Annotated in this window: 10 protein-coding genes; 8 read left to right on the plus strand and 2 right to left on the minus strand. The window is 47.9% G+C overall.

Going from position 1 to position 15,009, the window contains the following annotated elements; translation table 11 throughout:
• Window positions 1-3 precede the first annotated feature (3 nt).
• A complete protein-coding gene (locus H5715_RS03120) occupies window positions 4-1,251 on the minus strand; it encodes an exonuclease SbcCD subunit D C-terminal domain-containing protein (RefSeq protein ID WP_075186786.1) in 1,248 nt (415 codons plus the stop codon).
• Between the two features lie 222 nt (window positions 1,252-1,473).
• Window positions 1,474-3,453, minus strand: coding sequence for a S9 family peptidase (locus H5715_RS03125; RefSeq protein WP_075186787.1), 1,980 nt, complete (start codon window positions 3,451-3,453; stop codon window positions 1,474-1,476).
• A gap of 65 nt (window positions 3,454-3,518) precedes the next feature.
• Here H5715_RS03125 and tilS point away from each other — a divergent pair, with 65 nt between their 5' ends.
• The 8 genes from tilS (at window position 3,519) to H5715_RS03165 (ending at window position 14,976) form a co-directional block, all read left to right on the plus strand.
• Window positions 3,519-4,862, plus strand: coding sequence for a tRNA lysidine(34) synthetase TilS (gene tilS, locus H5715_RS03130; RefSeq protein WP_075186788.1), 1,344 nt, complete (start codon window positions 3,519-3,521; stop codon window positions 4,860-4,862).
• Window positions 4,863-5,102: 240 nt separating this feature from the next.
• Complete coding sequence (gene pyrG / locus H5715_RS03135; protein WP_075186789.1) at window positions 5,103-6,725, plus strand: CTP synthase; 1,623 nt, start codon at window positions 5,103-5,105, stop codon at window positions 6,723-6,725.
• Window positions 6,726-6,749: 24 nt separating this feature from the next.
• The gene (kdsA, locus tag H5715_RS03140) at window positions 6,750-7,601 is read left to right on the plus strand and encodes a 3-deoxy-8-phosphooctulonate synthase (RefSeq protein ID WP_075186790.1); all 852 of its coding nucleotides are present in this window, start codon (window positions 6,750-6,752) and stop codon (window positions 7,599-7,601) included.
• A 27-nt stretch (window positions 7,602-7,628) separates the two neighbouring features.
• Window positions 7,629-8,915 (plus strand): phosphopyruvate hydratase, encoded by a 1,287-nt coding sequence (eno, locus tag H5715_RS03145; RefSeq protein ID WP_075186791.1) that lies wholly within the window; start codon window positions 7,629-7,631, stop codon window positions 8,913-8,915.
• A 290-nt stretch (window positions 8,916-9,205) separates the two neighbouring features.
• A complete protein-coding gene (locus H5715_RS03150; RefSeq protein ID WP_075186792.1) occupies window positions 9,206-10,417 on the plus strand; it encodes an ABC transporter substrate-binding protein in 1,212 nt (403 codons plus the stop codon).
• 30 nt (window positions 10,418-10,447) lie between these two features.
• The gene (locus H5715_RS03155) at window positions 10,448-12,445 is read left to right on the plus strand and encodes a methyl-accepting chemotaxis protein (protein WP_075186793.1); all 1,998 of its coding nucleotides are present in this window, start codon (window positions 10,448-10,450) and stop codon (window positions 12,443-12,445) included.
• 271 nt (window positions 12,446-12,716) lie between these two features.
• The gene (locus H5715_RS03160) at window positions 12,717-13,220 is read left to right on the plus strand and encodes a TIGR03546 family protein (protein WP_075186794.1); all 504 of its coding nucleotides are present in this window, start codon (window positions 12,717-12,719) and stop codon (window positions 13,218-13,220) included.
• 4 nt (window positions 13,221-13,224) lie between these two features.
• On the plus strand, window positions 13,225-14,976 hold the full coding sequence (locus H5715_RS03165) for a TIGR03545 family protein (protein ID WP_075186795.1): 1,752 nt from the start codon (window positions 13,225-13,227) through the stop codon (window positions 14,974-14,976).
• Window positions 14,977-15,009 lie beyond the last annotated feature (33 nt).

Genomic DNA, 15,009 nt, shown 5'->3' on the forward strand with positions numbered 1-15,009 from the left:
TTTCTAATCCGCTCGCACATCTTGTTCGTAAAGAGACGTGAGTGTTTCCTGGTAAGCTCGGAGTAATTCCGGCCGCTGCTCATCGGGCACGCCATGTACGGCGAGACACCTGTCGAACACATCGTTTACATTCAAATCATCCAGGGTTTCGTCTTCTTGGGTTTTGCCCAATATACGGTCGATGATGCGGGCATTCTTAACACGCAAAATTTCGATTCCCGTACTGGCGATCACGGTATCTAGGCGATCTCGTAAATCCCCGATGATTTCATCGCCATCGTAGATGATCTCGATCCATGTCTGCGAGTTTGTTAACGAGAGTTCGAGAATGCGTTTTTCAATGCTTTCCCAGTCGCCCTTAATACGCTCAAGCGGTTGAAATAGGGGTACGTCAATTTGTTGGATTGGCACGTTAGTGCTTTGATAGTCGGCATGATGCTCCAGTTGGATTCGGCAAACGCACTTTTGCTGTTTTGCTTCACCAAAGCCCATGGGTATCGGCGAGCCGCAATAACGAATATGTTCAAATCCACCGACTTTTTGCGGTACATGTAAATGCCCAAGCGCAACATAATCAAATGAATCCGGGAAAATAGTTGCGTTGACATGCGCTAGCGAGCCCACGTAAAGCTCGCGCACGCCGTCGCCGTCAATGGTTTGTCCACCAGCCGTGAAGAGGTGCCCCATACCCACAATGGGTACTTTTACTTCGAGTTCATTGTTTTTTTGATCTGCTACAGCAGCTATAGCGCTGTAGTGGCTACGAATGCCTTCGAGCAATTTTTGCTCTTTATCTTCAATGCTCTCGCCGGCCTCGGCTATTCGAATATCTCTATCCCGCAGATAGGGTACAGCGCAAACGATAAGTTCTGGCTTACCCTGAGCATTGTTAAGAACCAGTACTTCCTCTTCCATATTCTCCGATAGGTTACCGATCACATGTACATCCAGCACTTTGAGCAGCGCCTTGGGGGCGTTGAGAAATGAAGGTGAATCGTGGTTGCCAGCAATTACCACCACATGTCGACAATCGGAAGCGGCTACGCGACACAAAAAGCGGTAGTAGAGTTCCTGGGCGCGATTGCTCGGGGCGCTGGTGTCAAAAATATCACCGGCAACCAGGAGGGTATCGATTTCGTCGCGCTCAATTATCTCTGCCAGCCAGTTTAGAAAGGCTTCAAATTCCTGGTAGCGCTTTTTGCCGTAAAGAGTTCGGCCTAGGTGCCAGTCGGATGTATGCAGAATTCTCATAAATATCGCAGTTCCAATGCATCGAGATACGGATTTATTAAATGCTTAATTATTAAACCTAGACGGTGGGAGTTTGAACTCACAGTGATATGGACCTTTTTCAAAAACCGGGCTGTAGGTTTAGCTGCAACCAAGCCTGAATATTGTTTTATTAAATTGCGGGGATTTGTCTAAACCCTACAGCTTTTTTTGCACTAATTTTTCAGGGTGTTAAGTGTGTGTCTATAGTGCAAATACCCGCTGGTAAAACCTAAGCTCTTCATCGAGCATGGTTTTTATATTGTGCGCATTGCGAAAGCCGTGGCCTTCATCGGCAAAGGTGATATAGCGGACTTCCAACCCTTTTTCTTTTACGGCACTCACCATGGCTTCTGCCTGATTTGGAGGTACGACTTTGTCTTCCAGGCCCTGAAAGACCAGCAGTGGACAGTTTATCGTATCGACAGAATGAATTGGTGAAAGTGCCAGATAGCGTTTCTTCTCTGTTTTGTAATCACCAATAAGTTTGTCGAGATAGCGGGCCTCAAATTTATGGGTGTCGCGCACAAGCGTTTCTAAATCGCCAATACCATAAAGACTGACTCCAGCATTGAATCGGTCGGTAAAGGTGAGCGTGGCCAGAACGGTATAGCCGCCCGCGCTGCTACCTTTGATTATCAGCTGCTCAGGGTTTGCCCAGCCTTGCTCAACGGCATAGTCTGCGGCGGCACAAACGTCTTCCGTATCGAAGACACCCCAGTTGTAGTGAAGGGAATGACGGTACTCTCGGCCGAAGCCGGTACTGCCCCGATAGTTGACGTCGATAACGGCAAATCCTCTGCTCGTCCAATACTGAATTTTTAGATTCAGCGAGTTTTCTGTTGCGCCTGTTGGACCTCCGTGACAAATAACGATTAAGGGTGGTTTTCCAGTGATGGAGTCGTAATGTGTACTTGTCGGGGCATAGTAAAAGCCGTAGGCCGTTTCGGCTTTAGTGTGGCCAGTAGCAAAGTGTATGGCTTGAGGCACGGAAATATCTGAACGGTTTAGCGGTAAGGCCTGATCGATTGCGCTACGAAGCAGACCGTTTTTAAAATGATAGATGTTCGGCAGCGTGATTGGAGAGGCGCCAACAAAGGTTGCCTGACCGTTGCTACAATCGACGCCGTGGATCACACTGAGTTCGCATGCTTGCTTGAGGAGCAGATATTCTGTGCTGGGTGGTGAAACGGCGAGATTTATTTTTGCCAGTTTCCAACTACCATTCGCGCTAAAGGTGGCCAGTATTTCACTGCCATTTAGGAAATCGTAGGTGGACATACGAAATGTCCACTGTGGGGTAGCGCATTCGGCCTTCTCTTCGGTAACAGCCGCAGCCACTACATGGTTATGATCAAAATGTACGGCGGCAATGCGGTAAAGGTTCCACCAATTGTTGCGGTCGGAAGCAAAAAACAAATCACCGTTAGGGCTAAAGCGAGGTTGGAAAATACTTTCGTGATGGTTGCCAGCAATTTTTTTTGCGTTGGCCTGACTAAACTGGCCCTTGCTGTCGCGTTTACATAACCAAAGCAGGGTTGCATCCCAGGGCATATCCGGGTGGTTCCAGCATAGCCAGGCGAGGTAGTTGCCACAGGGAGAAACAATGGGGTTTGAATAAAAGTCATCGCCTTCGGCAATAATACTTAATGGCTGGCTGCGATCGAAAGGAATTGCTGTTAGCCGCGTGACGGGCTCTTTGTCGCTTTTGTTAAAATGCTGTTCGCAAACAGCCAATAGCCGCTCGCCGTTGGTGTCTGCGATAATATCGGCAAAACGTAGGCTGGAGGTCTCTTCATCGCTGAAGGGAGTGTTGCTAGACGTGAGGGCTTCGGGTGTAAATGTCGATTGCTCAAGATTCGTCCGATAGATCTGTTGGTCATCGGCTAATACAAAAAAGAGCGAGTTCCCTTCCAGCCAGTAGCTGCCGCCTCCATATTCATGCACCTTCGATTTTGCACTGAGAGGGCGAGGTAAAAGACACTTTGCCGGTTCAGATTGTGGCGCATCGAGAGCTTTTTGCATAATCGCCACTCGGCCTTTTTCGTCCGGCAGAGTTTGTAGCCAGAAAAGCTGGTTATTGTGAATACAGGGCTCACTCAAGCGCGGCGTTTTTCCGGCAACTATTTCTGCTGAAATGTCTGAAGGCCAGCCGCCGTAGCTGCGTTGTTGTTTGGAATCCATAGTGATCGAGCCCTTAATTGCGGGTATATTGCCTATTTAAATGACAGGAAACACACTTTTCCATTATGGCTTCCGTTTTTCAAGCACTGGAACATCTTAAAGCACAGCTCGGCAGCGCTCGACACCTGTGGGTAGGTTACAGCGGTGGACTGGATTCCACTGTTTTACTTCAGCAATTGGTGCAGCTCGGTTTTAAAAATCTTACAGCTCTTCATGTTCACCACCAACTGTCGGGACATGCCGATAGTTGGGCGGAACACTGTCGCAAACAGGCGGAGCAGTGGGCTTGTGACTTTAAGAGTGTTCGAGTAAGTGTTGATCTTCAAGGGCGTGGGCTGGAGCAGGCGGCTCGCGATGCGCGCTATCGCGTATTTAATACGCTGGCCCAGGCGGGCGATATTGTACTGACGGCGCATCATGCCGGTGACCAGGCGGAGACCTTTCTTTTTCGGTTGCTGCGTGGCGCCGGGCTTAAGGGCTTGGCCGGTGTGCCGAAGCAGCGGCCGCTTGACGCTAGGGATAAGAACAGTGCGTTGCTGCTGCGCCCTTTCTTAACGATGCATCGCTCTGCGATTCTCTCTTATGCCCAGGATAAACAGTTGCGCTGGATTGAGGACGATAGTAATTCCAATACTGACCTGGACAGGAACTACTTAAGACATAAGCTGGTTCCCGTAATGGAGCAACGCTGGCCCAATGCGGTGGCGCGTATCGAGGCGAGTGCAGATTTACTACAGCAGAGTGGTCGGTTGCTGGATGAGTATTTGGCCGAAGACCTCAATGTTTGTGATCTTCGGCCGGAGAGGCTTGGGTGTAGCCTGAGCCTTGATAAGTTCACAGGCTTTTCCTGGTTGCGACAAAAACACCTGCTTCGCTACTGGCTCGTTCAGAATCACTATCTCTTGCCGGGACAACAACAACTTGAACAGATTCAGTATTTAATTTCCGCCGCCGATGACGCCAATCCTGAGGTCAGCTGGGGCGGCTCCTCGACGGCGGGCTCACCAGGCTGTAGCTTTTACCGTTTTCAATTGCGGCTGTACTTGTTGCCGCGAATGCAAAAGGCGGGAAAAAACACATTTTCATGGAATGGTGAGAGCATCTGTGGATTGGGTGGTGGCTTTGTGCTGGGTGGAGAAAAAGCCGCGTTCGGCTTGGCCGCAGGAGACTACGAGATTCGGTTTCGCAGCGGCGGAGAGCGCTGTCGGCCCGAGGGTAGAGATAAATCGCAAACGCTAAAGAAGTTGCTGCAAGAGTATCGCCTGGAGCCTTGGCTGCGCGACCGGGTGCCGTTGATTTATCACGAAAACATGCTGGTGGCCGTAGGAGATTTGTGGTTGTGTAAAGGGGGCGGTGAGCCGGGCGGGTATCAGCCGAGATGGTACTATCAGCCTCAATCTCATGTATAAATCACATTGAGTCAAAAGGCACTTTCTGGTAATCTGGCGCCCCATCTCGGGGGCACTCTCCGTTTGCAAAAAAGTTAGCCAAATCCATGCGCTATACTTCTGCAAACAATCAATTTAGCTCCCTCAATTCCGTTTCAAAAGTGCTTAGGCAGTGCGTTTATGTGCGATCATTTTTCACCGGTCTTTGTGTGTAAAAGTGTGCCTGTGCCAGTGATTTAAACAGTCGATTTAAGGGTTTCAATGACTCAGTATATATTTGTTACCGGCGGCGTTGTGTCGTCATTGGGGAAAGGTATTGCATCTGCTTCGCTGGCAGCAGTACTCGAGGCGAGAGGCTTTAACGTCACCATTCTAAAGCTGGACCCCTATATTAATGTCGATCCAGGGACTATGAGCCCTTTCCAGCACGGTGAAGTGTATGTGACTGAAGATGGTGCCGAAACCGATCTGGACCTTGGGCATTATGAGCGTTTTATTCGATCAAAGATGACTAAACGCAACAATTTCACCACCGGACGCGTCTATGAGACTGTGTTGCGTAAAGAGCGTCGCGGAGACTATTTGGGTGGAACGGTGCAGGTCATTCCACATATTACCGACGAAATCAAACGTCGCATTCTCAGTGGTGGTGATGGTTACGATATTGCACTGGTGGAAATCGGTGGAACTGTGGGTGATATCGAATCACAACCGTTTCTGGAAGCCGTGCGTCAGTTAAAAGTAGAAATGGGCTCTCAGCGTGCTTTGCTGATGCATTTGACCCTGGTGCCTTACATCGCTACGGCCGGTGAAACCAAGACCAAGCCTACTCAGCACTCGGTCAAAGAGCTGCGTTCTATTGGTTTGCAACCGGATATTCTGTTGTGCCGTTCCGAGCAGGAAATTGATATAGATTCACGCCGTAAAATCTCCCTGTTCACCAACGTTGAAGAGCGCGCAGTTGTACCGCTAGCTGATGCCAAATCTATCTACGCCATCCCTCAAATTCTGAAGAGTTTTAATCTCGACCAGATCGTCCTGGAAAAGTTTAACCTAGATGCCCCGGAAGCAGATTTGAGCGAGTGGAACCATGTGTTGGAGTTGGAACTCAATGCCACGAAAGCGGTTACAGTGGCGATGGTTGGAAAGTATATGGATTTGCTGGATGCCTACAAATCCTTGAATGAAGCGCTAACACACGCCGGGTTGCATGCTGGCGCTGATGTGAATATCAACTATATTAATGCTGAAGATATTGAAGAGCAGGGGACCGGAATTCTTGCTGATGCAGATGCCATTTTGGTGCCTGGTGGTTTTGGTGAGCGTGGGCTGACAGGGAAATTAATGTCTGTTCAATATGCACGCGAAAACAACGTGCCCTATTTGGGAATCTGCCTGGGAATGCAGTGCGCGGTGATTGAATTCGCACGAAATGTGCTGCAACTGGAAGCGGCTAATAGTACGGAGTTTAACCCGAAAACACCTCATCCGGTTATCGCCTTGATTACCGAGTGGGTTACGGCCGAAGGCGATAAGGAAACCCGCGACGAATCATCTGACCTGGGTGGCACCATGCGTCTGGGGGCTCAGGAATGCCACCTTGAAAAAGGTTCAAAGGCTTCCACTATCTACGGCAAGGATTTAGTTGTAGAGCGTCATCGCCATCGTTTTGAGGTAAATAACACCTATCTGGATCAGTTGCGCCAGGCGGGACTGCGTATTGGCGGCTGGTCTGCCGACGATACTTTGGTCGAAGTGGTCGAGCTACCAGATCACCCCTGGTTTGTCGCTTGTCAGTTTCACCCGGAATTTACGTCCACTCCGAGGGATGGTCATCCGTTATTCTTAAGTTACATCAAAGCCGCCATGGTCGCACACGGCTAAAATCGCCGCCCAGGAGATACACACTTGCAACATAAAACCATTAAGGTTGGCGATATTGAGGTCGCCAACGATAAGCCTTTTACACTCTTTGGCGGCATTAATGTACTAGAGTCCAAAGATATGGCTCTGAAAACTGCAGAGCACTATGTAAAGGTTACTCAGAAACTTGGTATTCCTTACGTATTTAAAGCCTCTTTCGATAAGGCTAATCGTTCCTCCATCCACTCTTATCGTGGGCCGGGAATGGAAGCCGGGTTGAGAATATTCGAGGCAATTAAAGCCGAATTTAATGTTCCGATTATCACCGATGTGCACGAGCCTAGTCAGGTCGCACCGGTGGCGGAAGTGGTGGATGTTATACAGTTGCCCGCTTTTTTGGCTCGCCAGACTGATCTGGTTGCGGCCATGGCAAAAACTGACGCGGTTATTAACGTGAAGAAACCGCAGTTTTTAAGCCCGGGGCAAATGAAAAACATCATCGAGAAATTTGCAGAGGGTGGTAGTGAAAAGCTTATCCTTTGCGAACGCGGAGCTTGCATGGGCTACGACAATCTAGTTGTCGATATGCTGGGTTTTCGCACCATGAAAGAAGTGAGTAACGGTCTGCCCGTTATTTTTGATGTAACCCACTCACTTCAATGCCGCGACCCTTTGGGCGCAGCATCCGGTGGTCGTCGTCACCAAACAGCTGAACTGGCTCGCGCCGGTATGGCGATTGGTTTGGCGGGCCTGTTTATTGAAGCCCACCCCAACCCGGCAGAAGCGAAATGCGACGGCCCAAGTGCGCTTCCTCTGGACAAGTTAGAGCCGTTTTTGGGGCAAGTTAAAGCAGTGGACAATCTAATTAAAGTGTTGCCGCCACTGCACATTCAATAGTTTTGTAAACAAAGAGAGACAGTCACTATGAGCAAGATTGTAGACGTAGTTGGTTTTGAGGTAATGGACTCCCGCGGTAATCCAACCGTGATGGCCGAAGTTGTTCTGGAAAGCGGTGTAGTAGGCAGCGCCTGCGCACCATCCGGTGCTTCCACCGGTTCTCGTGAAGCCTTAGAGCTACGCGATGGCGACAATAGCCGTTACTTGGGTAAAGGCGTACTGAAAGCCGTAGCTAACGTAAACGAAGCCATCAAGCCTTTACTGGTTGGTAAAGACGCTGCTGCTCAGCGCGAGCTGGACAACATCATGCTTGAAGCTGATGGTACGGAAAACAAAGGCACCTTGGGCGCCAACGCTATTCTGGCTGTTTCCCTGGCTGCCGCCAAAGCTGCCGCTATTGATAAAGGCATCCCCCTGTACGCTCACATCGCTGAACTTAACGGCACTCCAGGTAAATACACCATGCCTGTTCCTATGATGAACATTGTTAACGGTGGTGAGCACGCCGATAACAACGTCGATATCCAGGAATTTATGATTCAGCCTGTATCTGCGCCTAACTTCACTGAAGCACTGCGTATGGGTGCCGAAGTATTCCACAGTCTGAAAAAAGTATTGTCTAGCCGCGGTTTGAACACTGCAGTTGGCGACGAAGGTGGCTTTGCTCCAAATTTGCCATCCAATGAAGCCGCTCTGGAAGCGATCGCCGAAGCCGTTGCTAACGCAGGCTACAAGCTGGGCGAAGACATTACCTTGGCCCTTGACTGTGCATCTTCAGAGTTCTACAAAGACGGCGTTTACGATATGAGCGGTGAAGGTAAGACCTTCTCTGCTGTTGAATTTACAGACTATCTGGCAGATCTGTCCGCTAAGTATCCTATCCTGTCTATCGAAGACGGCATGGACGAAAGCGATTGGGCTGGCTGGGATGTACTGACCAAGAAAATTGGTGACAAAGTACAATTGGTCGGTGACGATCTGTTCGTAACCAACACTAAGATCCTTAAGCGTGGTATCGACGAAGGAATCGGTAACTCCATCCTGATCAAATTCAACCAGATCGGTTCGTTGAGCGAAACTCTGGACGCCATTAAGATGGCTCAGGATGCAGGTTTTACAGCGGTTATCTCTCACCGTTCCGGTGAAACTGAAGACACCACTATTGCTGACCTTGCTGTTGCGACTGCTGCTGGCCAGATTAAGACAGGTTCTCTGTCTCGTTCTGACCGTGTCGCCAAATACAACCGTCTGCTGCGCATCGAAGCTGAGCTGGGTGCAGCGGCCCCATACCGCGGTCGTGCGGAATTCAAATAAGCACTTATTAAAGTGGCACCCGAAAGCCGGCTGATTAGCCGGCTTTTTTATTTACCGGGTGAACGCAATGATACCCCCGCTCTAACTGTGCTTTATTTATTCTATAAGAGCGTAAAACATGCACTCCAGTATGTTCGAGGTTTTGTGGGCCTCCCCCCCCCCGCTAGTATGCAATCCCCTGCAATCGTTTACATCTTTGCTAAACTCAATAGGAAAAATTGAATTCATTCAAGGTTCCTGCGCTTTTGCCGATGGGTTAGTAGGGTATTTCTTACGGGAGATTTATTTGTATGCTGCGAGTGATTGTACTGGTGTTACTAGTATTTAGCGTTCCTGTCTCTGCACAGGTGGCCGGAACGATTTCAGTGTTTACCAACAGGGGAGACCTCGTTCGAAACGGGAGCTTTAAGCGTTGGGCTGCCGAGTTTCGATCCTTGCACCCTCAGGCATCTGTAAAAGTAGTGTTGGTGGAACGTTACGGTGAGGAGATGGCTGCACGCTTTGATAAACGAGACTATGGCGATGTGGTCCTAGTTCCGACTGATATGCCAAAGGAAGCTTATCCCAAATTTTTTCTTCCATTAAATGAAATGGGCCTGTCAAACAAAATTTATTTTTCCGATAGTTGGAGCCTTGATGGAAAAGAATATGCCTACACTCAGGGGGTTAGCGCAGAAGGGCTTATCTACAATAAAAAAATTCTAAACGATTTGGACGTTAAAAGTCCACCCGATAAATTGTCGGACTTTTATGCTCTGTGTGAAAAGATAAAGGCCTCGGGAAAAACACCTATCTATTTGAATGTTGGTGCCGGTTGGCCTCTTCAGCAATGGGACAAAGCCGTTATGGTTTTGGCCGAAGATGGTAATTATTATCAATCCATGCTGAATCAACAGCGTCCGTTTGCATCGGGGATGCCGTATACGAAGTCTCTACAAATAGCGAGTTCAATTTTCAAAAAGGGCTACAGTGAGGAGGAGTTTATCCTCGACCAATGGCAAGAGTCTAAAGTAAATTTTGCGGAACACAATTCGGCGCTTTTTTTTCTTGGAAGCTGGGCAATACCACAGTTAATTGAATCGGGTATTCCCTCTCGCCATGTGGGTTTTGTGCCTTTTCCTCTGGATGATACAGGTGTAAGCAAAGGGATTCTTAACTTCGACTGGGGGATCGCCATTAGTCGTTATAGTCGCAACCCTAATACAGCGAAGGCGTGGTTAGACTTCTTGCTGACCGAATCAAATTTTGCCGACGTGTCAGGCTTTATTCCAACCGTTAAAACTCGAAAGTCAGGAATGCCCCAATTGTCGGAATACATGAGTTATAAGCCTCAAGTGATTCAGACTGCCTCCTACGATGCAGATTTTTTACGGAGGGCAAACAAAGCGGGTATGGATTTTTTGGGAGGCAACTATATTCGAAATATTTTGCTTAGCCCCGATTTCGACGGAAGTATGGAATACTTGAATAAACGCTGGCAACAGGCTGGTTCAAACTTTTAATCGAACACTTCTTTGTCCATAGGCTAATCAATGAACATGACTCTTGTTTCCAAAGTAATCTCTGGCTTTGTGATTGTTTTGGGATTACAGTTTTTGGTAACAACATTCGGGGTGTGGAGCCAAGGCCGCGCGTATAGCCAGTTTTCACTGTCAAACAACACTGTTTTTCCTATGCTCCAGCAAAGCGCACAAATGATGTTGCATGCACAAAACGCAGCTCAAGCGGTAGGTATGCATGCCGCAGAAAATGAATTGTATCGCTTGAGTCCTCTCAAGGAAAAGTACGAAGATGCCGTTCAATCTTATCAAATTGATTCTCAAAAGTTGATATCAATTGCGAATAATCAAACGGCGTTTCAGCAAGAAATAGAAAGTACCATCGAGGCCACTGGGAAGGCGTTTGAGATTGGTCGTCAGCATCTAGATTCCCATCGGAAAGTCACGAATACCACGGAGCTGGAATATCAGGCTCTGGCGGAGTTTGAGCAAACCTGGCAATACTTTACGGCGGATCTAAAAGATGTTCGTTTTGTTTTAACGGATGCGGAGCTGCCTGCTCGATGGTTACTCGATGCTTTGGAGCAGGATGCAAATGATGCCGCTGCTTTATTGTCTCGTGTACCTTCCTATCGGCTTAATGCGGAGTTGGAGGACGTTGCGCGCTCGCTACAGTATTTCTGGGTCAATATTGAGGCTAAGCACAAGCTAATGTTGGAACGCTTTCCCATTATGGCGGCAAGGCTGGGAAAATACATTGCGTTATTGCGTACGCATGTTACGGCGGAAAGCGGCGTGCTCGAACAACAGCGAATGCGACTTAAACTATCAGCAGAAAGTCGTGAGTTGATGCTGAATTTATCGCAACAGCTCGAGTTGAGTACTGGGATGTTGGACACGATGCATGGAGATCTACAGAACCTTGCTGATGAAGCCAGTCTGGATATTTCAGGGGTGCTAGAAAACTCGCGATTCATAATGGTTGCGAGTCTTGTTGTCGCGGTATTCGTCGGTATTGCGGTTGCTTTTCTTGTCGTGAGTGGTGTGAGAGCGCCTTTGGCGCAGCTAGTGAGTCGCTTGGATAAACTGGCGAACAATGATTTGTCCGATACGGGAGATCACTATGCTAGTGGTGAATTTAATAGTATTTCACGCTCTTTGGATAAACTTGTAGACGGTTTGTCGGGCACCATACGCACTATTAAAAACCAAAGTTCGGAGCTATCTGGTTTGGCGGCAAATGCTTCTTCTATGAGTTCAGACTCAAGGCAGGATATTGATCAACAAAAAGAACAAACTACATCGCTTGCGGCGGCGTCAACGGAGCTCGAGTATACCGCGAGGGATGTTGCAAACAATGCCAAAGAAACCAGCGATGTTGTCTCTCGCTTGCATAGCTCGGCGGAAGATGGACGAGAGATAGTTTCCAATAATCGATCGTTAATTGCTTCGCTCGACGCCGAACTTGATAGTGCTGCAAGTGTTATCGAAATGCTGCGCAATGAATCGGACAATATAGGCTCTATCGTCTCAGTCATTATGGGGATCGCAGAACAAACCAACTTGTTAGCATTAAATGCGGCAATTGAGGCTGCTCGGGCCGGTGAGCAAGGGAGAGGGTTTGCGGTAGTGGCTGACGAGGTAAGAGCCCTCGCAAATAAAACGCAAGCATCTACAACAGAAATTACTCACATGATTGAACGGCTACAAAGCAAATCCACCGAGGCAAACTGTATTATGGATAATAACCGTAAGACCGCAAATGCCTGCGTGGAACAATCGGATTTAACGGCTGAATCATTGTCGGGTGTTCTTTTGGGGTTGGAAAAAATACGGACGATGACATCCTCAATTGCCTCAGCAGCGGAAGAGCAGAGCCGTGTTACCAGCGATTTGGCTCAGACCGTTGTCTTTATTTCCAATGTGGCCGAAGGTGTTCAAGATCGAGCTGTGACTATGGAACGGTCGAGTGGGAAGCTGCGTGAAATGGCACAAAAGCAAAATGACTTGGCTGAGAAGTTCAAACTATAGGTATCTCCTGAGCACGGAGGGCTGCTGACAGCAAACCAACAAGCTTGTCACAGGATCGTTAAAGCAGAGAAACGCGAAAGCAGGTTTTGTCGCCGATAGGGTGGTATGATTATCACCCGATTATCATTTGGGCAATGATCGTGAAGGCTACCTACGTCTTTCTTTCCCGGTTGACTCCTCGTTATTATTGCCCCCATTGTACTTTTCCTATCGCAAATCTCCGACTCTGGAGAATAAAATCTATGAGCGTTATCGGCTACAGGAGGCAGCTATGAATTTTCTGTTTAAGTTTGTCAAAGTTATCAGTTCGGAAACCAATCCCTGGCAAATTGCTATCGCCATTATGTTTGGCATGGTTGTTGGCTTTACACCGCTGTTAAGGTTTCACAACCTTATTATTTTGTTCGTTGTGTTATTTTTCCGGATCAATATTGCTAGCTTTCTGCTGGCCCTCGGACTGTTTACTGGGCTCGCGTTTGCTCTTGATCCCGTTATGCTCCAGGTTGGAGAGGGTGTGCTTAGTTCGACTGCTACCGAGCCCTTATGGCAAGCATTGTATAGTTCAACTGTGGGGAGAATCTCTCAATTTAACCATACGCTAACAATGGGTAGTCTAGTGGTTAGTATAGTTTTTGCTCCCGTTGTATTGATTGTCAGCCGAGTTTTAATTGTGCAATACCGTGTGAAAATTATGGCTGCGCTTAATAAATTACACATTGTACGGGTGTTAAAGGCCAGTACGATAGTCCAGCGTTTTTCAGGCCTGGGGGGGTAAGAAGATGAAAGCTATTCGTTGGAGTGGGTTTCTTGGGTTTATCGTTGTTGTTACTTTGATATTTGTCGTCACACATTTCTTTGTCGACGGTTGGATCAAGCGGGGTGTGCAATCGCTAGCCTCTGAAGCAGTTGGGGCCGAAGTTAATGTCGGTAGTGTTTCTCACTCCTATATGCCCTTTGGCGTGACATTGCAGAGAGTGCAGGTAACTGACCCGGAAAATCCAAGCCTCAATAAAGTGGAGTTAGCTGAAGTCGCGGCAACTCTTGATGTGTTACCACTGTTAATGGAAAAGGTCATTATCGACGAGCTTACGGTAAGTGAATTACAGTTTGGTACAGTCAGAGCGAAGCCTGGGAAAGTGTATCGGGGTACAGCAGAAAACGAAGGGGGCGAGAAGGAGAAAGGGGAAGGTTTGAATATCGAGCTGCCTAGTGTTGATGAGGTATTGGCAAAGGCAACTCTAAAAACCGAAACCGCCAGAACGGCGTTACAGCAATCTTATGAGGAGCATGATACGCAGTTGAGGGACAAATACGCGGCACTGCCCAACGAAAAAGTATTGAAATCTTACGAAACGAAAATTAAAGCATTGCAAGCCCGAGATGTTAAAAATCCGCAGGATTTCCTTGCTGCGCAAAAAGAGCTAAAACAACTTAAGGACGAGTTGAAAGCAGAAAAGACTAAACTGAAAGACTTTAAGCAGGCTGTTGATGGCGCCAAATCAGGGGTAGGCTCAGACATTAGCACTCTAAAAACGGCTTCAAAAGAGGATTACGATAAGCTAAAGGGCTTGCTTGCCGGCGACTTGGCCGCGTTTGGTGAAATTACGTCGCTACTGTTTGGTGAGCAGGCGAGGGTCTGGTCTGAGCGGCTATTTTCTGCCTATGAGTTGGTTGTTCCTATGTTGGAAGGAAAGAAGGAGCAGGTTGTAGAGGAAGAACGCGCTAAAGGCCGATGGATAGAGTTTACTGATGCAGAATTTCTGCCCGATTTTTTGGTGCGAAAGGCCAATGTATCCCTTTTGTGGGATGGCCAGAGTTTCGAATCTATTTGGCAGGATATTACAACGGAGCACGATTTGCTGGGGAGGGCAACGCAGTTTAGAGTGGCTTCCCTGAACACGAAAAAATGGAAAGCGTTAAATGTTGATGGTGATTTTTGGTTGGCAGAGGCAGGCGTAAAAGCTAATCAAAAATGGAAGTTGCAGGATGTCGTTCTCAATAAGCTGCCATTGGCCGCCCAGGATATATTGACGGGGCAGTTGGAAAAAGCGAGCTTGAACAGTTCTGGTTCGTTAAGTATTCGCGATAATATGCTGGATGGTAAAGGTGTTATCGATTTGGTGGATCTTGTCCTGCAAATGGAGGGGCGTAATACTTTTGCATCCAATGTGGCAAAAACGCTTAATCAACTAAAAAACATAAAAATGGATGCAGGGCTAAGCGGTATGCTGGACGAACCAGAGTTCAATCTGGGCTCCGATCTTGATGCTCAAATACGCAAGGCATTTGCCTCTGGCGCTGGAGCAGAGGGACAGGGAAAGCTGGATGAATTGCAGCAGAAGCTGAATAGTATGGCGGCAGATCAACTGGGTGAAAGTGGTGCTAAGCTTGCTGATTGGAAGCAGTGGCAGGATCTGGCGCAGGGTAAAACTGGTACTATAGAAAAAATGCTGGAAGCTGAAATGGAAAGCAAGGTCGACAAACAAAAAGATAAGCTTAAAGATGAGCTAAAAAAACGACTATTTAATTAATCGTGAAACATAAAAAACCCGGCAAATTCAGCC

Source organism: Teredinibacter haidensis, assembly GCF_014211975.1.
Classification (GTDB): domain Bacteria; phylum Pseudomonadota; class Gammaproteobacteria; order Pseudomonadales; family Cellvibrionaceae; genus Teredinibacter; species Teredinibacter haidensis.